Origin of the sequence: Comamonas endophytica, assembly GCF_023634805.2 — a bacterium.
Taxonomy (GTDB): domain Bacteria; phylum Pseudomonadota; class Gammaproteobacteria; order Burkholderiales; family Burkholderiaceae_C; genus Comamonas; species Comamonas endophytica.
Genome location: NZ_CP106881.1, coordinates 1304447 through 1328971, shown reverse-complemented (window position 1 = coordinate 1328971; position 24525 = coordinate 1304447). Strand labels below are relative to the sequence as shown.

General features: G+C 67.7%; 25 protein-coding genes. 6 read left to right on the top strand and 19 right to left on the bottom strand.

The genetic code is table 11. The annotated features are described in order from the left end of the window. Positions 1-29: 29 nt before the first annotated feature. The 12 genes from M9799_RS05920 to gspG all read right to left on the bottom strand — a co-directional run bounded on the left by M9799_RS05920 (position 30) and on the right by gspG (position 10793). A complete protein-coding gene (locus M9799_RS05920; protein WP_263725619.1) occupies positions 30-326 on the bottom strand; it encodes a hypothetical protein in 297 nt (98 codons plus the stop codon). A 68-nt stretch (positions 327-394) separates the two neighbouring features. Beyond that, a complete protein-coding gene (locus tag M9799_RS05915; RefSeq protein WP_231043366.1) occupies positions 395-1324 on the bottom strand; it encodes a hypothetical protein in 930 nt (309 codons plus the stop codon). An 89-nt stretch (positions 1325-1413) separates the two neighbouring features. Further along, positions 1414-2775: a GspE/PulE family protein gene (locus M9799_RS05910; protein WP_231043367.1), complete on the bottom strand. Its 1362-nt coding sequence runs from the start codon at positions 2773-2775 to the stop codon at positions 1414-1416. 8 nt (positions 2776-2783) lie between these two features. After that, complete coding sequence (gspD, locus tag M9799_RS05905; RefSeq protein ID WP_231043368.1) at positions 2784-5078, bottom strand: type II secretion system secretin GspD; 2295 nt, start codon at positions 5076-5078, stop codon at positions 2784-2786. A 4-nt stretch (positions 5079-5082) separates the two neighbouring features. After that, complete coding sequence (gene gspN / locus M9799_RS05900; protein ID WP_231043369.1) at positions 5083-5895, bottom strand: type II secretion system protein N; 813 nt, start codon at positions 5893-5895, stop codon at positions 5083-5085. Then, on the bottom strand, positions 5892-6455 hold the full coding sequence (gene gspM / locus M9799_RS05895; protein WP_231043370.1) for a type II secretion system protein GspM: 564 nt from the start codon (positions 6453-6455) through the stop codon (positions 5892-5894). Before gspM ends, gspN begins: the two co-directional genes overlap by 4 nt. Further along, on the bottom strand, positions 6452-7681 hold the full coding sequence (gene gspL / locus M9799_RS05890; RefSeq protein WP_231043371.1) for a type II secretion system protein GspL: 1230 nt from the start codon (positions 7679-7681) through the stop codon (positions 6452-6454). Before gspL ends, gspM begins: the two co-directional genes overlap by 4 nt. Beyond that, the gene (gene gspK, locus M9799_RS05885; RefSeq protein ID WP_422689052.1) at positions 7678-8685 is read right to left on the bottom strand and encodes a type II secretion system minor pseudopilin GspK; all 1008 of its coding nucleotides are present in this window, start codon (positions 8683-8685) and stop codon (positions 7678-7680) included. The genes gspL and gspK overlap by 4 nt, the downstream gene beginning before the upstream one ends. Beyond that, the gene (locus tag M9799_RS05880; protein ID WP_231043373.1) at positions 8685-9488 is read right to left on the bottom strand and encodes a PulJ/GspJ family protein; all 804 of its coding nucleotides are present in this window, start codon (positions 9486-9488) and stop codon (positions 8685-8687) included. Before M9799_RS05880 ends, gspK begins: the two co-directional genes overlap by 1 nt. A 1-nt stretch (position 9489) precedes the next feature. Then, positions 9490-9870 (bottom strand): type II secretion system minor pseudopilin GspI, encoded by a 381-nt coding sequence (gspI, locus tag M9799_RS05875; protein WP_231043374.1) that lies wholly within the window; start codon positions 9868-9870, stop codon positions 9490-9492. Continuing rightward, a complete protein-coding gene (locus M9799_RS05870) occupies positions 9867-10292 on the bottom strand; it encodes a prepilin-type N-terminal cleavage/methylation domain-containing protein (protein ID WP_231043375.1) in 426 nt (141 codons plus the stop codon). The genes gspI and M9799_RS05870 overlap by 4 nt, the downstream gene beginning before the upstream one ends. 54 nt (positions 10293-10346) lie before the next feature. Next, positions 10347-10793, bottom strand: coding sequence for a type II secretion system major pseudopilin GspG (gspG, locus tag M9799_RS05865; RefSeq protein ID WP_231043376.1), 447 nt, complete (start codon positions 10791-10793; stop codon positions 10347-10349). A 36-nt stretch (positions 10794-10829) separates the two neighbouring features. On the opposite strand from gspG, the gene M9799_RS05860 reads away from it, so the two are divergent. Further along, positions 10830-11321: a type II secretion system protein N gene (locus M9799_RS05860; RefSeq protein ID WP_231043377.1), complete on the top strand. Its 492-nt coding sequence runs from the start codon at positions 10830-10832 to the stop codon at positions 11319-11321. Here M9799_RS05860 and M9799_RS05855 read toward each other — a convergent pair. Genes M9799_RS05855 through ilvA form a run of 3 tightly spaced genes read right to left on the bottom strand, consistent with a single transcriptional unit; the run spans position 11239 to position 14186 of the window. Beyond that, a complete protein-coding gene (locus tag M9799_RS05855; RefSeq protein WP_231043378.1) occupies positions 11239-11811 on the bottom strand; it encodes a histidine phosphatase family protein in 573 nt (190 codons plus the stop codon). The genes M9799_RS05860 and M9799_RS05855 overlap by 83 nt on opposite strands. Then, positions 11808-12620: an adenosylcobinamide-GDP ribazoletransferase gene (locus tag M9799_RS05850; protein WP_231043379.1), complete on the bottom strand. Its 813-nt coding sequence runs from the start codon at positions 12618-12620 to the stop codon at positions 11808-11810. The genes M9799_RS05855 and M9799_RS05850 overlap by 4 nt, the downstream gene beginning before the upstream one ends. Positions 12621-12632: 12 nt before the next feature. Beyond that, positions 12633-14186, bottom strand: a complete 1554-nt coding sequence (gene ilvA / locus M9799_RS05845; protein WP_231043380.1) for a threonine ammonia-lyase, biosynthetic — start codon at positions 14184-14186, stop codon at positions 12633-12635. 333 nt (positions 14187-14519) lie between these two features. Here ilvA and M9799_RS05840 point away from each other — a divergent pair, with 333 nt between their 5' ends. Then, positions 14520-14969 carry an OsmC family protein gene (locus tag M9799_RS05840; protein WP_231043381.1) on the top strand — a complete coding sequence of 150 codons (450 nt, stop codon included), beginning with the start codon at positions 14520-14522 and terminating at the stop codon, positions 14967-14969. Positions 14970-15132: 163 nt separating this feature from the next. On the opposite strand, the gene coq7 is transcribed toward M9799_RS05840, so the two are convergent. Beyond that, complete coding sequence (gene coq7 / locus M9799_RS05835) at positions 15133-15750, bottom strand: 2-polyprenyl-3-methyl-6-methoxy-1,4-benzoquinone monooxygenase (protein WP_231043382.1); 618 nt, start codon at positions 15748-15750, stop codon at positions 15133-15135. A gap of 302 nt (positions 15751-16052) precedes the next feature. Between coq7 and M9799_RS05830 the strand changes: the two genes are divergently transcribed. Next, positions 16053-17123, top strand: a complete 1071-nt coding sequence (locus tag M9799_RS05830; RefSeq protein ID WP_231043383.1) for a porin — start codon at positions 16053-16055, stop codon at positions 17121-17123. 220 nt (positions 17124-17343) lie between these two features. Continuing rightward, positions 17344-18456 (top strand): porin, encoded by a 1113-nt coding sequence (locus tag M9799_RS05825; RefSeq protein WP_231043384.1) that lies wholly within the window; start codon positions 17344-17346, stop codon positions 18454-18456. Between the two features lie 118 nt (positions 18457-18574). On the opposite strand, the gene M9799_RS05820 is transcribed toward M9799_RS05825, so the two are convergent. After that, positions 18575-19420 (bottom strand): MurR/RpiR family transcriptional regulator, encoded by an 846-nt coding sequence (locus M9799_RS05820; protein ID WP_231043385.1) that lies wholly within the window; start codon positions 19418-19420, stop codon positions 18575-18577. A 237-nt stretch (positions 19421-19657) separates the two neighbouring features. Here M9799_RS05820 and tal point away from each other — a divergent pair, with 237 nt between their 5' ends. Together tal and pgi are read left to right on the top strand one after the other, a co-directional pair. After that, positions 19658-20611 (top strand): transaldolase, encoded by a 954-nt coding sequence (gene tal / locus M9799_RS05815; protein WP_231043386.1) that lies wholly within the window; start codon positions 19658-19660, stop codon positions 20609-20611. Then, positions 20611-22221: a glucose-6-phosphate isomerase gene (gene pgi, locus M9799_RS05810; protein WP_231043387.1), complete on the top strand. Its 1611-nt coding sequence runs from the start codon at positions 20611-20613 to the stop codon at positions 22219-22221. Before tal ends, pgi begins: the two co-directional genes overlap by 1 nt. 105 nt (positions 22222-22326) lie before the next feature. On the opposite strand, the gene groL is transcribed toward pgi, so the two are convergent. Beyond that, a complete protein-coding gene (gene groL, locus M9799_RS05805) occupies positions 22327-23982 on the bottom strand; it encodes a chaperonin GroEL (protein ID WP_175505123.1) in 1656 nt (551 codons plus the stop codon). A gap of 47 nt (positions 23983-24029) precedes the next feature. After that, positions 24030-24320, bottom strand: a complete 291-nt coding sequence (locus M9799_RS05800; protein WP_231043388.1) for a co-chaperone GroES — start codon at positions 24318-24320, stop codon at positions 24030-24032. Between the last annotated feature and the right edge of the window lie 205 nt (positions 24321-24525).

The window sequence follows — 24525 nt, the reverse complement described above, 5'->3', positions numbered from 1 at the left end:
TTCCTCGGATCAGGGCCGGACGCAGCCGCTCAACGGCTGCCTGCGATCCTTCGCGTGATCTCGTTCTTGCAGGTGATGCCCACGACAATGCACCAGACAAAGGACAGCACCGCGATGCCCCAGTTCTGGCTGCCCATCTCCATCGCGATGAACGACAGCGGCAGCGCCACCAGCGCCGCCAGCCGGATGCTGCGGCGCAGCTGGCTTTCCGTCAGCCGCGCCTTGTAATGCAACAGCAGCCCATAGCTGGCGATTGCCAGCACCATCAAAAGCAGCAGCGCCGCGCCGCCGTAGGGCGCGCTCCAGGTGAGAAGGTTTTCCATCATGGCAGCCATTGTCGCTGCAGGCGCATGACCCTTCAGTTGCGGCCCCGTGCTCCGCGCGCCCGCACGCTTCAGGGAATATTGAGCACCGCCTTCATGGCATCCCAGGCCGTGCCATTGATCGACTGCTTCATGCGCAGCGGCTTGCCAAAGGCGGCCAGCGCAGAGGCCGGCCTGGGCAGGTCATTGCCGCGCGGGCAGCGCAGCGCAGCATGGAACTCGGCGGCGCTTTGCTCCACCCCCGCCTTGGCGAAGTGGGTCTGCAGCTGGACATGGAAACGCGACCCCGCAGGGAAGGTGGCCACGCCCAGTGCCTGCGGATCCAGCGTGAACAGGCTTTGATGTACCAGGGAATCGGGCTCGCGCTCGCGCGCCTGCACCTCCCGAACGAAATCCGCCATCGGCCGATGGGAGATGTCCGTGATTTCCAGCGTGATCTCGAACAGCGCGGCCAGAGGCTCGGGCGGCTGCGTCATGCCCAGCAGCAGTCGCAGCCGGGGTGCGATCTTGTTTCTCGAGGCAATTTCAATGCGTGCAGGATTGCCCCGGCTGCGCAGATATTCCTCGCGCCCGGTGTAGCGGAACCCGTTCACCGCCTCATAGCACAGCGCAGCATCATCGGGAGTTCTCGGATTGCCTTGGATCAAGCCGCCATAGACCGGGTCCCAAAGCAGCTGGCCGGCGGCGTTGGCCACGCCATCGGTGCGCTCCAGGTAGAAGTCGTAGTTGGCCGCATCCTGGAAGTTGAGCGCCACCAGCCGCGGGGATTCCTCCAGCACTTCGGCGCCCACGCGCAGCAGCGGCGCGGCGCCGCGTTTGAGGCCCTGCTCCAGCAGTGCGGCGGCAGTGCGCGCGTTGTCTGCAATGCCCTCGAGGCCGGTGAAGGCGGGAGGGGGCTGATGCAGCCCGGCGCTGCTGGCCGCGCAGGGGGACAGCGCCAGCAAAAGAAGCAGCGTCGCCAGGGAGCGCCGGCCGGGACGTGAGCGTCTGGCGTCTGTCATGGACCCCATTTTTTGCGCCCAGGACAGTTCTCGAAAGCCGGCTGCAGCCCGCGGCAGGATAGGAAATCCTGCCGCGCTCATGCAGACGTTCAGTCCCGCGTCACGCGCAACACCTCCTCGGGCGTGGTGATGCCCGAGCGCACCAGCCGCTCGCCGTCGTCGCGCATCAGCGTCATGCCGCTGGCCAGCGCCGCGGCGCGGATGTCGGCCTCGCTGGCCTGGGCGTGGATCTGGCTGCGGATCGCGTCGTCCACCACCAGCAGCTCGAAGACGCCGGTGCGGCCCTTGTAGCCGCTGGGCTCCGTCGTGTCGATCTTGCGCACCAGCCGCTGCGCCAGCACGCCCAGCAGCGAACTGCTCAGCAGGAAGGGCTCGACGCCCATGTCGATCAGCCGCGTGACGGCGCTGGGCGCGTCGTTGGTGTGCAGCGTGGCCAGCACCAGGTGGCCCGTCAGCGAGGCCTGGATGGCGATCTGCGCGGTCTCGAAGTCGCGGATCTCGCCGATCATGATCACGTCCGGGTCCTGGCGCAGGATGGCGCGCAGGGCCTTGGCAAAGGTCAGGTCGATTTTCGAGTTGACCTGCGTCTGGCCGATGCCCGGCAGCTCGTATTCGATCGGGTCCTCGACGGTCATGATGTTGCCGCTGGTCGCATCGAGCCGCTGCAGCGCCGCGTACAGCGTCGTGGTCTTGCCAGAGCCCGTGGGCCCGGTGACCAGGATGATGCCGTGCGGCTGGCGGATCAGCGATTCGATGCGCTCGAGCGTCTCGCCCTGCATGCCCACGGCCTCGAGCGTCAGCTTCGAGCCGCTCTTGTCGAGCAGGCGCAGCACCGCGCGCTCGCCATGGGCGCTGGGCAGCGTCGAGACGCGCACGTCGATGGCGCGCGTGCCCAGGCGCAGGCTGATGCGCCCGTCCTGCGGCAGGCGCTTTTCCGAGATGTCCAGGTCGGCCATGATCTTCAGCCGCGAGATCAGCGCCGCGTGCAGCGCGCGGTTCGGCTGCACGACCTCGCGCAGGTCGCCGTCCACGCGGAAGCGCACGCTCGAATGGCGCTCGTAGGGCTCGATGTGGATGTCGCTGGCGCCGTCGCGCGCGGCCTGGGTCAGCAGCGCGTTGAGCATGCGGATGATGGGCGCGTCGTCGGCGGTCTCCAGCAGGTCCTCGACGGCCGGCAGCTCCTGCATCATGCGCGAGAGGTCGGCGTCGGACTCGACCTCGCTGACGATGCGCGCGGCATTCGACTCGCCCTGGGCATAGGCGGCGCTGATGCGCTGCGCCAGCAGCGCGGCGTCGATCACCTGCCAATGCGGCACGGCGAACTTGCGCTGCACTTCGGACAGCGCCTGGAAGTCGGGCGCGGGCCCGTGCCAGAGCACGGGCTGCTGGCCGTCGTCTTCGATCAGCAGCTGCGCGCTGCGGGCATAGGCGTAGGGCAGGGGATAGCGCATGGCGGGGCTCAGGGGGCGCTGTAGGCTTCGTCGGTCACGGTGAGCGGCTGGATGCGCGGGCGCGCGGGTTTGGGCACCTCGGGCGCGAAGGGCACGGTGGCCAGCGGCTGGGCCGGGCCGCCCGGCTGCAGCGTCGGCAGCACCGGTGCCCCGGTCACGTTGTCGAGCACGATGCTCGGCTGCGGCTGCAGGCCCTGCTGCGCCGCGCGGATGACGTCGTAGCGGTCCGTCATCAGCGCATCGGCGGCGGCGGCGTCGCGCACCACCACCGGGCGCAGGAACACCATCAGATTGGTCTTGTTGCGCGTGCGCTTCTCGCTGCGGAACAGGTTGCCCACGCCCGGCAGATCGCCGAACAGCGGCACCTTGTCCTCGCCCTGCGAATAGCTGTCCTCGAGCAGGCCGCCGAGCACGATGATGCTGCCATCCTCGACCAGCACGTTGGATTCGATCGAGCGCTTGCTGGTCGTGGGGCCGTTGACGGCATTGAGCGTGTTGCCGTCGATCTTCGAGACCTCCTGGTAGACCGACATCTTCACCGTGCCGTTCTCGTTGATCTGCGGGCGCACGCGCAGCATCAGGCCCACGTCCTTGCGCTCGACGGTGGTGAACGGGCTCACGCCCGCGGTGCCGGTGGTGCTGGCATACGAGCCGGTCACGAAGGGCACGTTGTTGCCGATGATGATCCGGGCTTCCTCGTTGTCGAGCGTCATCAGGTTGGGGGTCGACAGCACGTTGGCGTCGCCGCTGTTTTGCAGGAAGTTCGCCAGCGCGCCGAGGTAGTAGCGGCCGTTGATGCGCGGTGCGATGCCGATGTTCAGCCCCGCGCCCAGGCTGCCCAGCGCTTGCGCCTGGGCCGTGGCTGCGCCCGCGATGCCGGCGGTGATGCCCAGGATATTGCCGCCGCTGATGGCCGAGTTGTTGCCGATCACGGCGCGGGTGCTGCCGTCGTTGCCCAGCAGCGATTGCCACTGCACGCCGAACTGCGCCAGCTTGTTGGCCGAGACCTCGACGATCAGGCTCTCGATCAGCACCTGCGCGCGGCGCCCGTCGAGCTGGTCGATGACCGCGCGCAGCTGGCGGTACAGCGGCGGCGGCGCGCTGATGATCAGCGAATTGGTCGATGGATCGGCCTGGATCTGGCCGCCGGTCGATGGCTGGTTGGTGCTGCCGAAGTTGCCGCTGCCGCTGTCGCTGCCCAGGCCGCCGCCCACGCCGCTGCTGCTGCCCGAGAGGCCGCCGGAATTGCCCAGCGTGCTGCCGGTATTGGTGGTGGCCGAGGCGCGCGTGGCGGTGGTGCCGCCGCCGCTGGAGGCCGCGATGCCGGTATTGCCCGTGCCCACGCCCGGGTCGCTGGCCATGGCCGCGCGCAGCGTGGTCGCCAGCGTCGTGGCATCGGCGTTCTTCAGGTACACCACGTGGATGTTGCCGCTGGCGGCCGCCGAAGTCGCATAGGCCGGCTGGTCCAGGCGCGCGATCAGCGAGCGCACCTGCGCCAGGCGCGCCGGGTTGGCGGCGCGCACCACCAGCGCGTTGCTGCGCGGCTCGGCCATCAGCGTGGTCTTGAAGGAGGTGTCGCTCTGGCCCTGGGCCACGGCGCCGGGCGCCGCGCCCGCGCTGCCGCCCTCGATCAGCCGGCCCACGAGCACCGCCATCTCGGAGGCCACCGCGTGCTGCAGCGGGATGACCTCGACGTCGGTGGCGTTCGACACGTCCATCGCGGCGACGATGCGCGACAGGCGCTGCACGTTGTCGGCGTAATCGGTGATGACCAGCGAGTTGTTGCCGGGATTTACGTTGATGGTGTTGTTCGGGCTGATCAGCGGCCGCAGCACCGGCACCAGATTGGCCGCGTTCTCGAAGTTGAGCTTGAAGATCTGCGTCACGATCTGGCCGCCGGCAGGAGCGCTGCCGCGACCGCCCTGGGACACGGCCACGCTGCCGGTCTGCAGCTTGGCATCGGCCTCGGGAATCACCTTGTACAGGCCCGCGGCCTCGACCACGGTGAAGCCCTGCAGGCGCAGCGCCGCCAGGAACTGCTGGAAGGCCTGCGCCGGCGCCAGCGGCTTCTCGCTGATCAGGGTCATGGTGCCCTTGACGCGCGGATCGACCACGACGTTGCGCCCGGTGATGGTGGCCATGGTGCGCGCCACGGCTTCGATTTCGGCGCCGGCGAAGTTCAGCGTCACCGGCTCGTTGCTGCGCACGGCGGTCTGGGCCGAGACGCCGCCACAGGCCAGCAGGGCCGCGGCGGCAAGGGTGTGGAGGGCGACGCGCAGGCCGCGTGCAGAGAGGAACGTCATGGAATTAGCCCAGGGTGATGATGGAGCGCGCGCCGCTGCGCCGCCCGATGATGTTGAGAAAGTTGGTCAGCGCCGCCTCGCGCTCGGGCGTGGCCGTGGCCTCGCCGGTGAAGCGCAGGCGCTGCCCGACCCATTGGCCCGAGCCGCTGAGCCGCAGATGGCCTTCGAGCGTGCTCAGCGTGAGCCGCGGCGCATCGCCGCCGTCGAAGACAAGCCGGTAGCTGCCCATGGGGCGCAGCGTCGACAGCCGTGTGGAGAGGTCCAGCGCATCCAGTTGCACCTGGCCCTCGCTGCGCCAGCGGCCCGCCACATACTCCAGGCGCAGCCCCTGGGTGCGCAACTGGAGCTGGCCCTGGATCTGCGCCGTGTTCCAGGGCGTGCCCAGTCCCGTCAGCAGCCCCGCGGGCCACTGGCTCTGCTGGTCTTGCACCTGCGCCTCGACGCCCTGCCAGTGCAGCAGCAGGCGCGCCTGCAGCGGCTGCGGCGTGCAGCAGCCGGTCTCGAGCCGCAGGCGCAGGCCGCGCCAGGCCGGGCGCAGCTGCCACTGCACGCGCGAAGGCAGCCCCAGCGCATCGCGGCTTCCCGCGCCACCGCTGAGCACCAGGCGTGCCGAGCCGGTCCAGACCGTGCCGCGCGCCTCGCGCAATTGCAGCTGGCCTTCGGTCGCGCGCTCGATCCCCACGGCCAGCCAGTGCGCGGGCGCGCACAGCACCAGCGTCAGCGCGCCGCCGAGCAGCGCGCCGGCAACGGCCCAGCGCACCGGCGCGCCCGCGGGCGCCGCCGCGCGGCTGGGCCGGGAGAAGCGAAAGCCCTTCATGGCGCGGCTTCCGCGGGCGGCAGGCCCAGCACCAGGCTGCCGTCCCATTGCTGGTCATTGGCGCCGGGGGCCACCCCGGCAGCGGCCGTGAGGCGCATCTCCAGCGTGCCGACGCGCAGGTTCTGGCGCGCCTGGCCCAGCCAGGCGGCCAGCGCCGGCGCCGGCACGCTCTTGAGCGTGAGTTGCGCGCGTTCGCCCTGCAGCACCAGCCGCGCGCCCGCGCCCAGCTGCGCAGTGACCGATTCCTGCAGGGCGCGCTGCAGGTCGGGACGCGGCGCGGGCAGCGCATTCGGACTTTCGATGGCGGGCGGCGGCAGGTCGGCCTGCAGGCGCAGGGCCTCGGCTTCCAGGCGCTGCATGCGCTGCAGCTGCTGGTCCAGCAGCGCGTGCTGGGCCGGCGCCGCGCGCAGCGTCTGCAGGGCCGGCGCCAGCAGCACCCACCACAGCAGGGCCAGGCCGACGGTGCCCGCGGCCAGCGCCAGCGCCTGGCGCTCGCGCGGCGCCAGGGCGGACCAGCGCGCGCGCAAGGCATCGAGGCGCACTTTGCGGGGCGTATTCATGGTTGTTCCTTTGCATTCAGCACCACGCCCTGCGCGTCGACGCGCGCGGCGTAGCCCTGCGCCGCCAGCTTCGACTGCAGCTGCTGCTGCGTGCCGGCATCGAGGTTGAGGCCGCGCAGGCGCAGTTCCTGGTCGAGATAGTCGATGGCCTGGGGCCGCATGCCCCTGGGCAGCGCCTGGCCGGCGGCCGACAGCATCGGTTCGAGCGATTGCGCCGACAGGCTGCCGGTGCGCTGGCGCAGCTGCGCGACCTCACGCTCCATCTGCGCCGGCGCATCGACCACCAGCGGGATCTTGGGAAAGGCCTGCAGCAGGCTGGCGCGCACCGCCGCCTGCTTGGCCGCCAGCGCCTGGCGCTCCTTCCAGGCCCAGGCGTTGAGCCCGGCCACCTGCGCCACCACCAGCACCCCCAGCGCCCAGCGCGCGGCGCGCCACTGCGGCGCGCGCGCGAAAGACTGCACGGCGTTGGCCAGGCGCCGCAGCGCATGGCTGCGCCCGCCCACGGCCAGATCGAACTGCGCCAGGTCCCAGGGGCCGCGGCTGGCCTCGAGCAGGCGCTCGGCCGTGGCTGCCAGACGCACCGGCCGCTGCAGGCGCTCGGCCAGCGCCGAGACCGCGGGCGCCGCATCGACGGGAAGGTCGTCCGGCACGCCCAGCAGCGCCAGCCCCTCGCTGCCCAGCGGCACGCACGCCACGCCCTGGTCGGGGCCGGTGCCGGTCGCCAGCAGCCACGCCGACTCGGGCGTGCCCACGGCCCACAGCTGCGGTGCCGCCCCTTCTTCCGCGGGCGCCACCTGGGGCACGATGCGGTCCACGCGCCGGTCCACGCCCTCGAGCGCCTGCAGGTGCGAGCGCAGCCAGGCACGGTCGCACACCGCGACCCAGGCCTCCTGGCCGGCGCGCGCGCCCGGCTGCAGCGCGAAGTGCAGCTCCTCCGGTTCGTCGAGCAGGTGCTCCTCGACCAGGCCTTCCACCACCGAGCGCAGCCGCGCGGTGGCATTGCGCGTGCCCACGGCAATGCCCGCAGGCAGGGTGACGCGGTGCCATGACAGCGCCTGGGGCGGCACGGCGGCCACCACCTCCACCGCGCGTCCCGCGGGCGGCAGCTCGGCGGCCAGCGCTGCCGCATGGCGCGCAATCGCCTGGCCGTCGAGGCTCAGCGCAAAGGCGTATTGCCCTTCCGGGCCCGCGGGCGCCAGCGGCAGTTGGATGATCAGAAGGCTCATAGGGGAGAGTTGCGTGCTGCGGCCGGTTCGGGCAGCGGCAGATTCGGGGAGGTCCAATGGCCGCGTTCGCGCCACAGGGTAACGACATTCATGCCCTGGCGCCGCACCAGCGAGCGTTCGCTGACCAGCGTTTCACCCAGCCGCAGGCGGCCGCGGATCTCGAAGTATGACGTGGAGATCGCCAGCAGGCCGGTACCGGTGCTGGTGGGCATGTTCATGCGCTGCAGCGCCTCGGGCACGGTGCGCACCGGGCTGGCCTCGCGCGCCTGGACGAACTGGTTGGCCTTGGCCCAGTCCAGGCCCTCGACGCAGGCCCAGATCACCTCCGGCGTTGCGGTATTGAGGTTGATGGGCGTGGCGATCGGCAGCATCGTCACGTGCGGTTCGAGCCGGGCGATGATCTCGGGCGAAACGCCCAGCCAGCCCAGCTGGGCCAGCGTGCGCGGCATCAGCGGCGCGGTGCTGTCGTCGTTGCTGCCGGCGTTCTGGGCCATGCGCAGGTCAATGGAAATCTGCTGCAACGCCGAGGCCGGCAGGCCCAGGCGCTCGAACAGGCGCGAGAACGCCAGATCGATGGTTTCATTCTTCTGCAGCAGGTTGCGCAGGTTCATGCGCGACTGCAGGTCGACGATCTCGCCCGACAGGAAGGCATTGGAGGTCTCGCTCGAGGCGTCGTCGACCTGACTCACATTGCCCTGCGCGGCCAGGAAGGTCGAGAGCTTGGCTTCCTGCAGCGGCACCGCCCAGGGTTCGGCCAGATGGTCGGCGCCGCCCGTGCGCCCGTCCTCGCGCAGCACGACACGCGACCAGTCCAGCGCGCCCAGCAGGATCCAGCCGGCCTGGCTGCGCGCGCGTTCGGCGGTTTCGATCTCCACCGCGCGCCACTGCTGCCACAGCGCGGTCGCGGCAAAGGTCGCGACCAATGTGACGGTCAGCATGGCCGTGAGCAGCGCGGCGCCGCGCGCCGGGCGGCGCGCTGCACGGGAAAGGGGGCGCAGCGCGATCATGAGCGGATGTTCTGGCGCAGCGGGTTGACCCAGTCGCGCGTCAGGCGCCCCGACAGGCCGGCGCCCGGGGCGAGATCGAGTTCGATGCGCACGCCGTTGGGGATCTCGGCCTCGGCCGAGCGCGCGGCAGTGCCGGCGGCGGCACTGGCAGCGGCGCCGGCGGCGGTTCCGGCGACGGTGCCGGTGCCTGCGGTACCGGCAGTCGCCGTTGCCGCGGTTGCCGCTGCATTGGCCGCTTCCGCGGTGGCGCTGCTGGAGGCACCGCTGGACTGCGGATTGCTCCAGGCGCCGTCCCGGTAGAAATAGATGGACCAGCTGCCCAGCGGAAACAGCGCCGTTTCGCCCCCGCGCTGCTCCTGGCTGGGGTTGCGCGCCCATTGCGCCGCCTGGTTCCAGGCGCGGCTCCATTCGGCGCGGGTTCTCACCGGCGGCGACTGCCAGCGCAGCCACTGGCTGCGGCCCTGGCTGGTGCCCAGCGCCCAGGCAACGACCAGCGCGCCGGCCTCGGGCGCGGCGTTGTTGCGCCGCGTCATGCGCAGCACCAGCCCGTCCCAGGCGATGGCCTGGGTATTTTCCAGCGCCATCAGTCCGTCGAGATCGGCGCTCCACTGCGCCAGCGCGGTCTGCAGCACCGCATGCGCATCGCTGTGGGCCTGAGTGTACTGCTGCGAGCGCATCATGCTGTCCAGCCCGCGCCAGCCCATCAGCGCCATCAGCGCCATGGCGACGAGGGCCACCAGCAGCTCCACCAATGTGAACCCGGCGGACCTGGGCAGAAAGAGGCTCGTGCGGGGCTGCATATCAATAACGTCCAACGATCGACGTGATGCTCATGACCGCATAGCCGCCTTCGCTGACCTGCACGTCCGCGCGGCGAAAGCTCGGGTTGGGCGTGGGCCGCACGATCATGGTCACGTTGAACAGCTTGCCGGCCTGCTCGCAGGTCGCGCTGCTGTCGCCGACGGGGGGCATCTGCTGCGACAGGCGCATGCGCACCAGGGCATTCTCGGCGCACAGCTGGCCGAGCAGCATGTCGGTCTGGCGCTGGGCATTGCGCGTCAGCGCCGAAGTGGCCTGGGTGCCGGCCATCAGCGCGATGGCCACGATGCCCAGCGCCACCAGCACCTCGATCAGCGTGAACCCGCGCGCCGCCCGGGCGCGGCGGGGGAGGGCGGGTCTCATTGCCGGCCCTCGAGCGCAAAGGGCCGCAGCCCGTCGGTCGCTACGGACAGGCGCAGTTCGGGAGTGTCGACATGCGTCAGCAGCGTGCGCTGCGGCGCCAGCAGCGGCTCGGGCCCGAGAACCAGCACGGCGCCATCGGCGACGCGCGTGCCGGGGTCGAGCCACTGCGTCGGCAGCGTGCTGCCCACGGGCAGGCCCTCGAAGCGAAAGCCCGGGCCCAGCGCACGCCAGCGCACCAGCGTGCCGCTGGCGCGCGCCTGCGCCCGGCCGGCCTCGAGCAGCACCGCGAGCCGCTGGGCCTCGCGCTCGAGCCGGGTCTGGCCGGTGTCGCGCAGGGACAGGGCCACGCCGGCGGTCGCCAGGGCCATGATGCTGATCACCACCAGCAACTCCAACAGGGAAAAACCGCGTGCGCGTGTCATCACCGGATCCGGTCTAGCAAGGCAGGCAAGCCACGGCGCGTGGCGCCCGCACACCTACTGCCAGCTGCCAATGTCGGCGTTGTTGCCTTCGCCGCCGGGCTGGCCGTCGGCACCCAGGGACATGACATCGACCTCACCCTTGATGCCAGGGTTCAGATACTGGTAGGGGTTGCCCCAGGGGTCGTTGGGCAGCTTCTCGATATAGGGCTTCCAGTTGTTCGGCTGCGGGCCGGACGTGGGACGCGCCACCAGCGATTGCAGGCCCTGTTCGGTCGTGGGGTAGCGCTGGTTGTCCAGGCGGTAGAGCTTGAGCGCCTGCATGATGTTGGTGATGTCCGTACGCGCGGCCGTGCGGCGGGCATCGTCGGCCCTATCCAGCAGGTTGGGCACGATCAGCGCGCCCAGCACGCCGATGATGACAAGCACGACCATCAGCTCGATCAGGGTGAAACCGCGTTGCGTGGCCTGGCGCAGGCGACGCGGAACTGTAATGAAATTCATTTGCTGTAACGTCATATGAGTTCATGATAATGGGTCATGGTGACAAATTCGCTTCAAATCTGGCGCGTGCGGGTAAGCACGCTGGTTCTGTGGGCCGCGGCAGCCGCATGCCTGGTCTTCTGGACCCTGCGCCTGGCGACCCCTGCGGGAGCTGCGGCCGCTGCGGTTGCCGCGCCTGCACCCGTCTCGGTGGACCTGCAGGCGCTGGCCCAGGTGCTGGGCGCGGGTCCGGCGCTGCCGGTGGCCCAGGCCCCGGCGGCACCCAGCCGCTATACCCTGCAGGGACTGTTGGCCGGGCGCTACAGTGGGCGCGGCGCGGCGGTCATCGGCGTCAACGGCCAGCCGGCCAAGGTCTTTCCCGTCGGTGCCCAGGTGGACGAAGGGCTGGTGCTGCAATCGGTCGGCGCGCAGCAGGCGCGTCTGGGCCCGTCGCTGCAAGGTGACACTACCGTGACGCTGGATCTTCCCATCGAGCGATGGTCCATTGGCCCGGCGCCGGCGCAGCCTGGGTCCACTGCGCCGCAGTAGCCGTCTTTTGCGGATGCGCGCGCAGCCAGTGCACGCAGCGCGCCACGCCGGCATGGGTGATCCACACCACATCGGCTTCTTCCCCTTCGCCAGAGGCGTCAAGTGCGCCGGCGATGCGCGCCAGCATCGCCGCCAGCGGCTCGCCGCCGCCCGGTGCATAGCCATGCAGATCCCCGGCCCAGGCATCGAGCTCGGCGCGCGGCACTGCCTCCCAGGGCTGGCCCTCCCAGGCGCCGAAATCCATTTCCTGCAGACGCGCGTCGGGCTGGCTGCGCAGCTCCGGGCGCAGCGCCTGCAGGGCTTCGGCCAGCTGCACGCAGCGCCGCAGCGGCGAGTGCCGTACGGCTGCGCGCGCCGGCAGTGCCTCGGCCAGCGCCTGCGCCGCCTGCCGTGTGGCCTGCGCATCGGCGGCCAGGTCCAGCCGCCCATAGCAGATGCCGGGTGCCACCAGCGGCGCGGCATGGCGCACCAGCCACAGGCGCCTCGTCATGCCGCGCCGCGCAGCACGGCAACCGCCGCGCCCAGGTAGAAGGCAATCTCGCAGACCTGCTGGGTCGCGCCCAGGCAGTCGCCGGTGAAGCCCTGCAGGCGCCGCGCGAACCAGCGCGCCATCCACAGCGCGGCGAGCGCACTGCACAGCAGGCCCAGGGCCAAAGCCGCCACCGGTTGAATCCATGCATACAGCGCCAGCGGCGCCAGGCACCACAGGGCGGCGGCGCCCAGGGCCTGCAGGCTGATGCGGTCCGCCAGCGGCTTGCTCTTGGAACGCGCGGTATCGCCCACGTGCGCCAGCGCGCGCACCAGGCACAGCGGCCAGAAGCGCGAGACCACATGCGCCAGCGCCACGGCCGCTGCGCCGGCCAGCAGGCTGTGGCTGCCCAGCACCGCGACCAGGCTGACCTTCGCCAGCAGTGCCAGCACCAGCGCCAGCGCGCCATAGGCGCCCAGACGCGAATCCTTCATGATGTCCAGCGCGCGTTCGCGGTCGGCACTGCCGCCCAGGCCGTCGGCCACGTCGGCCAGCCCGTCCTCATGGAAGGCGCCCGTCAGCCAGGCCGTGGCCACGCAGCACAGCACGGCGGCGGCCAGCGGAGCAAACAGGCTCGGGGCAAGCGCCGCATGCGCCGCCGCATAGGCCGCGGCGCCCGCCGCGCCCGCGATCCAGCCGATGCCCGGAAAATGCGCGGCGCTGGCGCGCAGCATGGCCGGGCTGAAGCCCACCCATTCGGCAAGCCGCCCGGTCACCGGAATGCGCGTGAAGAACTGCAGGGCCAGCAGGAAATGGCGCAGGGCTTGCATGCCACGCGCCGGTTATTGCAGGAAAAGCCTGTAGGCCGGATTGTGGGTTTCCTCGACCCAGGGGTAGCCCACCGAGGCCAGGAAGGCATCGAAGGCCTGCGCGTCATCTGCCGGCACCTGCATGCCGACCAGGATGCGGCCGTAGTCCGCGCCCTGGTTGCGGTAGTGGAACAGCGAGATGTTCCAGGTCGGCTCCATCATGCTCAGGAACTTGAACAGCGCCCCCGGGCGCTCGGGAAACACGAAGCGCAGCAGCCGCTCCTCCTGCGCCAGCGGCGAGTGGCCGCCCACCATGTGGCGCAGGTGCTCCTTGGCCATCTCGTCGAAGGTCAGGTCCAGCGCCTCGAAGCCGTGCTTCTGGAAGTTCTTCGCGATCTTTTCCGACTCGCCCCTGCCTGCTGTGGTCAGGCCGACGAACACATGCGCGCGCTGCTGGTGGCTGATGCGGTAGTTGAACTCGGTCACGTTGCGCTGGCCGCCGGGCAGCCGGCCCACGACCTCGCAGAAGCGCTTGAAGCTGCCGCGCTCCTCGGGAATCGTCACCGCCAGCAGCGCCTCGCGCTCCTCGCCGACTTCGGCGCGCTCGGCCACGAAGCGCAGCCGGTCGAAATTCATGTTGGCGCCGCACAGGATCGCGGCATAGGTCTCGCCGCGCGTCTTGTGCGTGGCCACATACTGCTTGATGGCCGCCACGGCCATCGCCCCCGAGGGCTCGACGATGGCGCGGGTGTCGACGAACACGTCCTTGATGGCGGCGCAGACCGCATCCGTGTCGACCACCACGTATTCGTCGACCAGCTCGCGCGCGATGCGGAAAGTCTCCTCACCCACGAGCTTCACCGCCGTGCCGTCGGAAAACAGCCCGACATCGCTGAGCTCGACACGCCCGCCGCTTTGCACCGACTGCGCCATCGCATCGGAGTCGCGCATCTGCACGCCGATCACCTTGATGTCCGGGCGCACGGCCTTGAGGTAATTGGCCACGCCCGAGATCAGGCCGCCGCCGCCGATCGCCACGAACACCGCATCCAGGCGCTGGCTGCCGAGCTTTTGCAGCTGGCTCAGCATCTCCATGGCAATCGTGCCCTGGCCGGCAATCACATCCGGGTCGTCGAAGGGGTGCACGAAGGTCAGTCCCTGCTCCTGCTGCAGCCGCACCGAGTGCTTGTAGGCGTCGGAATAGCTTTCGCCGGCCAGCACCACCTCGCCGCCGAGCGCCTGCACGGCATCGACCTTGAGCTGGGGCGTGGTGGTCGGCATGACGATCACCGCGCGGCAGCCGAGCTTGCGCGCGCTCATGGCCACGCCCTGGGCGTGGTTGCCGGCGGAGGCGCAGATCACGCCGCGCTGCAGCTGCTCCTGGCCCAGGTGCGCCATCTTGTTGTAGGCCCCGCGCAGCTTGAAGCTGAACACCGGCTGCTGGTCCTCGCGCTTGAACAGCACCTTGTTGTGCAGCCGGCGGCTCAGGTTCTTGGCGGGCTGCAGATCCGACTCCACCGCCACGTCGTAGACGCGCGCGGTCAGGATGCGGGTGAGGTAGTCGGCGGGGGTGAGGTGTTGTGTCATGGTCGGCAAAAAGGCATGCCCGCGGAAAGGCTGGGCCGCCATCATAGGCGCTCGGTCGCTGGCGGGCATGCTGCGCGCGCAGCCACCCGCGGCGCCAAGCGGCCAAAAAAAAGCCCCAGGCGGTAAGGCCTGGGGCTGAATCCACCATTAGAGGAGGTGGAGGAGACAAAGGGTGCGATGCAAGGATTTGTGTCCTGCGGTCCGCCTGAAAAATACAATCCATCAGGTAACGCTTGGTGCAATTGTAGCGCAAATGATGCTGCGTTGCAGCAAAATTCAGGGTTTACCGGGATGGCGATGCCATTTAGCAACAGTTAAAGCAGAGGAAACAGTATGGAATGCACAGTGAGTTGGACCGGGGCCAGCGGCACCCGCTCGGGAATGGGATTCATCGCGGAGACCAGCAGCGGCCATGTGCTGGCGATGGATGGCGCTCCCGATGAGCGCAATCCCGACAACGGCGGCCGCAATCTGGCTCCGCGCCCGATGGAGGCACTGCTGGCCGGCACCGGCGGTTGCACCGCCTATGACGTGGTGCTGATCCTCAAGCGCGGCCGTCATGATGTGCGCGGCTGCAGCGTCAAGCTCAGTTCGGAGCGTGCCGAGACCGAACCCAAGGTGTTCACCAAGATCCACATGCAGTTCACCGTGACCGGCAAAGGTGTGCCCGCCAGTGCCGTGGAGCGCGCCATCGCCATGAGCCACGAGAAATACTGCTCGGCCAGCATCATGCTGGGCAAGACTGCCGAGATCACGACCGGCTTCGAAATTCTGGAAGCTTGAAAGAAGCGCTCCTGAGCGGCTGACGCCCTGGGCGGGCCCCGCTCCCTCTCTCATCCTTCGGTGGGGGGCGCCCGGCTAGGGACGGCAGCCTCGGTGTGGGGCCCTGCCCAGGGGCGGCCCTTCCGCGCTGCCTCCGACATGTGTTGCGCCAGTTTCCGGGTGATTAAATGTAATGTGCCGTAGTCGTCATCACCTTGGCCGCCGCGCGCATCAGCTGCTGGACCGGCGCGGGCAGCGGCGTGGCGCCCGACTCCAGCGCCTCGGCCGCATGGCGCTCCTCGTCCTCCTTCATGCGCTGCACCACGGCACGCGTGGCCAGGTCCTGCGCGGGCAGGCGGTCGAGGTGGCTGCCCAGGTGCGCCGAGACCTGGTTCTCGGTCTCCACCACGAAGCCCAGGCTCACGCGGTCGCTGATCTTCGCCGCGGCCAGCCCGATGGCAAAGGCCCCGGCAAACCACAGCGGGTTGAGCAGGCTCGGCCGCTGGCCCAGCGCGTCGAGGCGCGCGCGCGACCAGGCCAGGTGATCGGTTTCCTCGCGCGCCGCGTCCAGCAGGTGCGCGCGCAGTTGCGCGTCGCGCGTGACCATGGCCTGGGCGCTGTACAGCGCCTGGGCACAGACCTCGCCCACATGGTTGACGCGCATCAGCGCGCCCGACAGGCGCTGCTCGGCTTCACTCAGCTCGGCCTCGCGCAACCCCTGCGCGGGCGAGGGCTGCGACGCCGCGGGGCGGGCAAACAGGGTGCGGAGCGCAGCGTCCGCTGCCGTCAGGATCTTGTCCATGGATATCAAGCTGCAAGGCGACAAAGCGCGGGCGGGTCCAGGGCGGGGCCCCCCGCATGAGGAGGACCGGCTGCCAGTCCTTGGGAACGATTGTGCCGCGCATTGAAGCTTTGTTGCAACCGAGCAACGAATTCCTGGATTCCAGCAGCTTATGGGTGAATTGCTTTGCGCATCGGGCGGTGGTCTGTTGCAATAGCAAAAGCTTCCCCACCAGGAGGTTGGCGCGGGTAACCGGCGAACCAGGGTTGAGACCCTGCTTTCTACGCACCGACGCCCTCTGTTAAACCTTGGAGTAATTCGCAATGAAAAAATCCCTGATTGCCCTGGCCGTGTTGGCTGCTTCCGGCGCCGCCATGGCCCAGTCGTCCGTGACCCTGTTCGGTATCGTTGACGTCGGCGTTGGCTACGTGAACAACGCTACGCCCGCTGGCGGCAACAAGTGGGGCCTCGGCACCAGCGGCAATGCAACCAGCCGCATCGGTTTCCGCGGCGTGGAAGACCTCGGCGGTGGCCTGAAGGCTGGTTTCTGGCTCGAAGGCGAAGTGTTCGGCGACGACGGCAATGCCGGCGGCCTGAACTTCAAGCGTCGTTCGACCGTGGGCCTGGAAGGCAACTTCGGTGAAGTGCGCCTGGGTCGTGACCAAGTTGCTGGCTACAACAAGACCAGCTCCTATGACCTGTTCGGCCAAACCGGTATCGGCCAGTTCTCCGCATGGCGCAACTGGGACGGCATTGGCTTCCCTGGCTCCGCTTCCGGCGACGAAAACGGCATCCGCGCCAACAACCTGATCAGCTACTACACCCCCAACTTCAGCGGCTTCAAGGCTGGCATCAGCTACGGCTTCGACGAAGTGAACGGTGAGTCCAACGCCGGCCGTTACGCTGGTGGTAACGTCTCCTATGACAACGGCCCCATCAGCGTGGCCCTGTCGTATGACCGCCTGGAAACCAACCACGCCGCTCGCGGCCTGGGCGACCGTGACAACGTGACCCTGGGTGCTTCGTACAACTTCGGCGTGGCCAAGATCATCGGTATCGCCCAGCGTACCGAGTACTCGTACGACAGCGGCGCTTTCGGCGATCGCCGTTACAACAACTACGCCCTGGGCGTGGCTGCTCCCGTCGGCGGCGCTGGCGAAGTCAAGCTGCAATACGCACGCTACGACCAGAAGGCTACTGGCGGCGAAGCCGACCAGCTGTCGCTGGGCTACGTGCACAACCTGTCGAAGCGCACTGCCGTGTACGGTACCGTTGCTTACCTGAAGAACAAGGACGGCTCGTCGCTGGGTCTGGCTTCCAAGGGCATCAACACCACCGGTGCTGTGAACCAAAAGCAAACCGGCGTGCAAGTCGGCGTGCGCCACTCCTTCTAATGACAGGCTGAGTCCGCTCAGCTTTTCTTAGAAAACGAAAAAGCCAGTCTTCGGACTGGCTTTTTTTATGGGTATTTTCCTGCTGCGGGATAGCACTATCTAGGGAAAATCCGGCAGGGAAAACCTGTGTTGTGATGCTGCACAAGTATCTTTTCGTAATAAAAGTGGCTGCCTAAAATGGATTTTCCCAGACACCTTTATTCATGAGAGAGACAGCAGCATGCAAAAATCATTTGTGAAAAATGCCCTCGCACTGGCTGTTATTGCGGCCACTGCCGGCGCAGCATTCGCCCAGGAAAACAGCAGCGTGCAGATGTATGGCATTGTCGATGCTGCAGTGCGCCACACGAATAATGAAGGCACAAGCGGAAATTCGTCGCAGACGAGAATGATCGGCGGCGGCATGTCGCAAAGCCGCTGGGGCATCAACGTGAATGAAGACCTGGGCGGCGGTCTCAAGGCCATTGCCAATCTGGAACACCGTTTCCTGGCCGATTCGGGCACGAGTGCTGCGACCAATTATTTCCAGCAGTCCTGGCTGGGTCTGCAGGGCGGACTGGGGCGCCTGACCATGGGCCGCCAGTACAACATCCTGTTCGATCTGGTGACCTCGACCTATTCCTCCTTCCCCTATTCGCCGTATATGGAAGCGTACAAGCCGGAAATCGGTCTGGCGCTGGGTGCGCGCACGAACAATATGCTCAAATACACGGCCGAGTTCGGCCCTGTACGTGGCGCATTGCAATATTCGTTCAGCGAGAAGGATGTGGTTCCCAATCCCACCAACGCCCGGACGGCGGGCGGTTATCTGCGTTACTCGCAAAATGGCTTCTCGGCCGGCCTGGGTTACCAGAACTACCAGCTGCCGCAGGGCGCGAAACTCGAGGCCTGGACCCTGGGAGGGTCCTATCGCCTGAATGCGCTGTATTTCAACCTGGGCTACGGCCAGAACCAGCTCAAGGGCACACCCGGCCCCATCGATGGGGCGGTCGTCGCCAGCTTCTGGAGCGGCGACACCAACGGCGGCTTCTCGCGCGGCGCGGCCGACAAGCGCCAGCTGGCAAAGGTCGGTTTCGGCTACCAGGTCACGCCGCAGATCAATGCCGGCCTGCATTACTTCCATGCCAAGCAATCCGGCAGCCCCGTGGGCGCCGACAACGGCAAGGCCCACTTCCTGGTCGGTGTGGTCGATTACGCCTTCTCCAAGCGCACCGATGCCTATTTCGGCGTGGATTACACCAAGATCAAGGGCGGCTCGGCAATTGTCCTTGACCCCGTCAGCCGCGCGCGTGACCGCACCGGTGTCACCGTGGGCCTGCGCCATCGGTTTTAATTGCTAATCCCCGTAAGGGGGTTGAGCAGATGTAACCTAAATAGGGATTCGCGCGGGAAATCGCTCCTGTTTCTTCTCAGGAACACGGAGCGGCCCGGGCGAAAGCCGCCTGCCGAACTCAGGTATAGCGCTTGGCGTGCAGGCTGTCCTTCATTTGCTGCAAGACCGGCTGCAGCGGGTCGCCGATGCGCAGCGCGACGCAGGTCGCCAGCACATCGATGATCAGCAGGTGCATCAGCCGCGACACCATGGGGCTGTAGCGGTCGTAGCCTTCCGGATGGTCGGCGGCCAGCAGGATGTCGCAGGCATGCGCCAGCGGCGAGCCGCTGGCGGTGATGGCGATGGTGGTGGCACCGCGCTGGCGCGCGATGCCCGCAGCATCCATCAGATCGCGCGTGCGGCCGGAATTCGAGATGATCAGCGCGCAGTCGCCCGGGCCCAGCAGGGTGGCGCTCATGACCTGGATATGCCCGTCGCTGCTGGCCAGGCTGGTCACGCCCAGGCGGAAGAACTTGTGCTGCGCATCCTGCGCGACGATGCCTGAATTGCCCGCACCCCAGAACTCGATGCGCCGGCCCTGCTGCCAGCTGCCGATGACCGCCAGCGCCGCGCGTTCGAGATCCGGAACGCGGGCGGCGTTGCGGTACTCCAGGAATGCGGCAACGGCGTTGTCGACCACCTTGACCAGCACATCGCCGGTCTTGTCGTCGCTGTCGACGCTGCGGTGGATGAACGGCACGCCCTCGTTGGCATTGCTTGCCAGTTTGACCTTGAAGTCGGCAAGCCCGTCATACCCCATGCTGCGGCAAAAGCGCACCACCGTGGGCTTGCTGACATGGGCGCGTTCCGCCAGCAGCCGCACGGGCAACTGGGCGAAGGCCTGGGGGTCGGCCAGAACGAGGCGCGCCACGCGCTGTTCGGCCGGGGCCAGCGAGGGCAGGGAAGCGGTGATGCGATCTAGCATGGAAATCCTGGGCGGTGGCAAGGAGCGCCGCAGCGCACCCGGCTGCGCAAGTGCAGGACGCCGGGTGCGTCAATGTAACCGCAGTGGCCGGCCGCGGCCGCACCAGCCGCGCCCCGGAGCGCGGCAATGTACTGCTTTGGCCTACAAGCGCAAGTGCGGGCGCGGCAACGCCTGCTTGTAAGATGACAAGCCCCCAGCATTTCGCGGGGCGAGTGCTTTTCAAGAATGGGATGGGTCATGAGTCAGCTTGACGCGCTTCGACAGTTCACCACCGTGGTGGCGGACACCGGCGATTTTCGCCAGATTGCACAGTATTTGCCGCAAGACGCGACAACCAACCCGTCATTGATCCTCAAGGCCGTGCAGATGCCTGAATATGCCCCGCTGCTCAGGGCCAGCGTGGCCCAGTACCGCGGCCGGCCGCTGGACGAGATCATGGACCGCCTGCTGGTGCGCTTCGGTTGCGAGATCCTCGCGCTGGTGCCGGGGCGGGTCTCCACCGAGGTCGACGCGCGCCTGTCGTTCGACACCGAGGCCACCGTGGCCCGGGCCGAGCGCATCATCGAGCTGTACCAGGCCGAAGGCGTGCATGTGGACCGGGTGCTGATCAAGATCGCCTCGACCTGGGAGGGCATCGAGGCCGCGCGCCGGCTCGAGCAGCGCGGCATCCATACCAACCTGACGCTGCTGTTCTCGCTGTGCCAGGCGGTGGTCTGCGGCCAGGCCAGGGTGCAGCTGGTCTCGCCCTTCGTGGGACGCATCTACGACTGGTACAAGAAACAGGCCGGCGCCTCCTGGGACGAGGCGGCCATGGCCGGCGCCAACGACCCCGGCGTGCGCTCGGTGCGCGCGATCTATGCGCATTACAAGCATTTCGGCATTGCCACCGAAGTCATGGGCGCGAGCTTTCGCAATCTGGGCCAGATCACGGCGCTGGCGGGCTGCGATCTGCTGACGATCGCTCCCGAGCTGCTGGCCCAGCTGGCGGCCAGCGACGCGCTGCTCGAGCGCGCGCTGACGCCCGAGGCCGCGCAGGCGCAGGAGCTGCCTGCGCTGCATTACGATGAGGCGGGCTTTCGCTTCGCGCTCAATGCCGATGCCATGGCCACGGAAAAGCTGGCCGAGGGCATCCGCGCCTTCGTTGCCGATGCATTGAAACTCGAGGCTCTGATGCAGCAGGCGGTAGCCTGATGAGCGATCTTTGCCATGAAACCGCAGCCTGGCGGACGCTGGAGCGCCATTACCGGGAGGAGATGGCGGACTTCGACATTGCCGAAAGCTTTGCCGTCGACCCGGGCCGCCTGGACGCGCTGAGCCAGCAGGCGCCGCATCTGTTTGCCGACCTGTCCAAGAACAGCATCACCCCCCGCACGGAAGAACTGCTGGCCGCGCTGGCGCAGGAATGCGACGTGACCGGGCGGCGCGACAAGATGTTTGCCGGCGAACCCATCAATACCTCCGAAAAGCGTGCCGTGATGCACTGGCTGCTGCGCATGCCGCGCGACGGCGGCCTGCTGCGCGAGCATGCCGTGTTCACCGCCATGACGCCGACGGTGCGCGCCGCGCTGGACGCGGTCCACAGCACGCTTGACACGATGCTGGAGCTGGCCGAGCAGGTACGTGCGCGTCCGGAGATCACCGACATCGTCAACATCGGCATCGGCGGCTCGCATCTGGGGCCCGAGGTCGTGGTCAATGCGCTCGCGGACTGGTGCACGCCGGACAAGTGCTTCCATTTCGTCTCGAACGTCGACGGCCACGAACTGGGCCATGTGCTGTCGCGCGTGCGCCCCGAGAGCACATTGTTCCTGGTGGCCTCGAAGTCGTTCACGACGGCCGAGACCATGCTCAATGCGCATTCGGCGCGCAGCTGGTTCCTGGAGCAGGGCGGCTCGCTGGACAAGGGCGCGGAGTGCACCATTGCCGACCATTTCGTGGCCCTGACCACCAACGTGGAAGCGGCGGCGGCGTTCGGCGTCGAGCGCACGCTGGATTTCTGGGATTGGGTCGGCGGGCGCTATTCGCTGTGGTCGGCCATCGGACTGCCCATTGCCATTGCCGTGGGCGCGCAGCATTTCCGCACGCTGCTGGCCGGCGCGCACGCGATGGACGCGCACTTCGTCACCGCGCCCATGGAGCGCAACCTGCCGGTGCGCCTGGGCCTGCTGGACATCTGGTACCGCAATTTCCATGGCTATGGCAGCCGCTGCATCGCGCCCTACAGCCACGGCCTGCGGCGGCTCACCGCCTACCTGCAGCAGCTGGAGATGGAAAGCAACGGCAAGCAGGTCGATTCCAACGGCCGCCCGTTGACATCGGCGACTTCGGCCGTGGTCTGGGGCGAGCCCGGCACCAACGGCCAGCATGCCTTCTTCCAGATGCTGCACCAGGGCCGGGACGTGATTCCCGTCGAGTTCATCGCCATGCGCAACGGCAGCAAATACCTGGGCGGGCACCAGCACAGCCTGCTGATCAACGCCGTGGCCCAGGCCCAGGCGCTGATGACCGGGCGGCGCGACGAATGCAGCGAGAAATTCTGCCCGGGCAACCGCCCCAGCACCTTCTTGCTGCTCAAGCAGCTCGATCCGGCCTCGCTGGGCGCGCTGATCGCGCTGTACGAGCACCGGGTGTTCGTCACCGGCGCGGTCTGGGGCATCAACAGCTTCGACCAGTGGGGCGTGGAGCTGGGCAAGCACCTGGCGCGCGACCTGGCCGAGCGCCAGGCGAGCGGTGACTGGAAGGATGTGGATGCGTCGACCGCAGGGCTGATGCGGCGGCTGATTGCTGCCGACCTGCCTTGACGGCGGCTTTCGCCAGCCAGTAAAAAACCCGCAGGTCTTTCGAACTGCGGGTTTTTTGTTGGCTGGAGCTGGCAGGCCCTGAGGCCTGCCGGACAGCGGGGCAAATTACATGCCCATGCCGCCCATGCCACCCATGCCGCCCATGCCACCGCCCATGCCGCCCATGTCGGGAGCTGCGTCGGCCTTGGGAGCGTCGGCGATCATGCACTCGGTCGTCAGCAGCAGGGCTGCGACGGAAGCCGCGTTCTGCAGGGCCGTGCGCGTGACCTTCGTGGGATCCAGGATACCCATTTCAATCATGTCGCCGTAGGTGTCGTTGGCGGCGTTGAAGCCGAAGTTGCCTTGGCCCTTGAGCACGGCATCGACCACGACCGAGGGTTCGCCACCGGCGTTGGACACGATCTCGCGCAGGGGCGCTTCGACAGCCTTCAGGATCAGCTTGATGCCGGCGTCCTGGTCGGCGTTGTCGCCGGTCAGTTGGCCCACGGCCTGCTTGGCGCGCAGCAGCGCCACGCCACCACCGGCCACGATGCCTTCTTCCACAGCTGCACGGGTGGCGTGCAGTGCGTCTTCCACGCGGGCCTTCTTTTCCTTCATTTCGACTTCGGTGGCAGCGCCGACCTTGATCACGGCCACGCCGCCGGCCAGCTTGGCCACGCGCTCTTGCAGCTTTTCGCGGTCGTAGTCGGAGGTGGCTTCCTCGATCTGGATGCGGATCTGCTTCACGCGGGCTTCGATTTCAGCAGCCTGGCCAGCACCGTCGATGATGATGGTGTTTTCCTTGCCGATCTCGACGCGCTGGGCCTGGCCCAGGTCTTCCAGCGTGACCTTGTCCAGCGTCAGGCCGACTTCCTCGGCGATGACCTTGCCGCCCGTCAGGATGGCGATGTCTTCCAGCATGGCCTTGCGGCGGTCGCCGAAGCCAGGCGCCTTGACGGCCACGACCTTCAGGATGCCGCGGATGGTGTTCACCACCAGCGTCGCCAGGGCTTCGCCTTCGACGTCTTCGGCAATGATCAGCAGCGGGCGGCCGGCCTTGGCGACTTGCTCCAGCGTGGGCAGCAGGTCACGGATGTTGCTGATCTTCTTGTCGAACAGCAGCACGAAGGGGTTGTCCAGGATGGCGGACTGCTTTTCCTGGTTGTTGATGAAGTAGGGCGACAGGTAGCCGCGGTCGAACTGCATGCCTTCGACGACTTCGAGTTCGTTGTCCAGGCTCTTGCCTTCTTCGACGGTGATGACGCCTTCCTTGCCGACCTTGTCCATCGCGTTGGCAATGATCTGGCCCACGGACTCGTCGGAGTTGGCCGAGATCGAACCGACCTGGGCGATTTCCTTGGAAGTGGTGGTGGCCTTGGACTGGCTCTTGAGCTGCTCGACCAGCACGGCCACAGCCTTGTCGATACCGCGCTTCAGGTCCATGGGGTTCAGGCCGGCGGCAACGTACTTCGAGCCTTCGCGCACGATGGCCTGGGCCAGCACGGTCGCGGTGGTCGTGCCGTCACCGGCGATGTCGTTGGTCTTGGAAGCCACTTCCTTCACGAGCTGGGCGCCCATGTTCTGCAGCTTGTCCTTGAGTTCGACTTCCTTGGCCACGGACACGCCGTCCTTGGTCACGGTGGGAGCGCCGAACGAGCGCTCGAGCACCACGTTGCGGCCCTTGGGGCCCAGGGTCACCTTGACCGCATTGGCCAGGATGTTCACGCCTTCAACCATGCGGGCGCGTGCTTCGCCACCGAAAACTACGTCTTTAGCTGCCATTTTGATTCTCCGAATTCAGTTAACTGGAATGCTGGGAAGGAGAAGATTCACTTCTCGACGACCGCGAACAGGTCGTCTTCCTTCATCACCAGCAGTTCGTCGCCATCGACCTTGACGGTCTGGCCGCTGTACTTGCCGAACAGAACGCGGTCGCCGACCTTGACGTTCAGGGAGATCAGCTCGCCCTTGTCGTTCTTCTTGCCCGGGCCGACGGCCAGGATCTCGCCCTGGTCGGGCTTTTCGGCAGCGTTGTCGGGGATATAGATGCCGGAAGCGGTCTTGGTTTCGTTTTCAAGGCGCTTGACGATCACGCGATCGTGCAGAGGACGAAGTTGCATAACATCTCCAAATACATCAACAGTTGAAACAACACTGCCAAGCCGAAGTGGCTTGGCATTCGAATTGCCTGGGGCAGGTGCTGTTAGCACTCTACTCCAATGAGTGCTAATCATAAGGCGTATTTTTGCCGTTTCAAGGGTTTTTGCTGCAAGCGCCTGTTGCGGAGTGTGGACAGATGGAGCGGCCGGGCACCCCGCCGGCCGC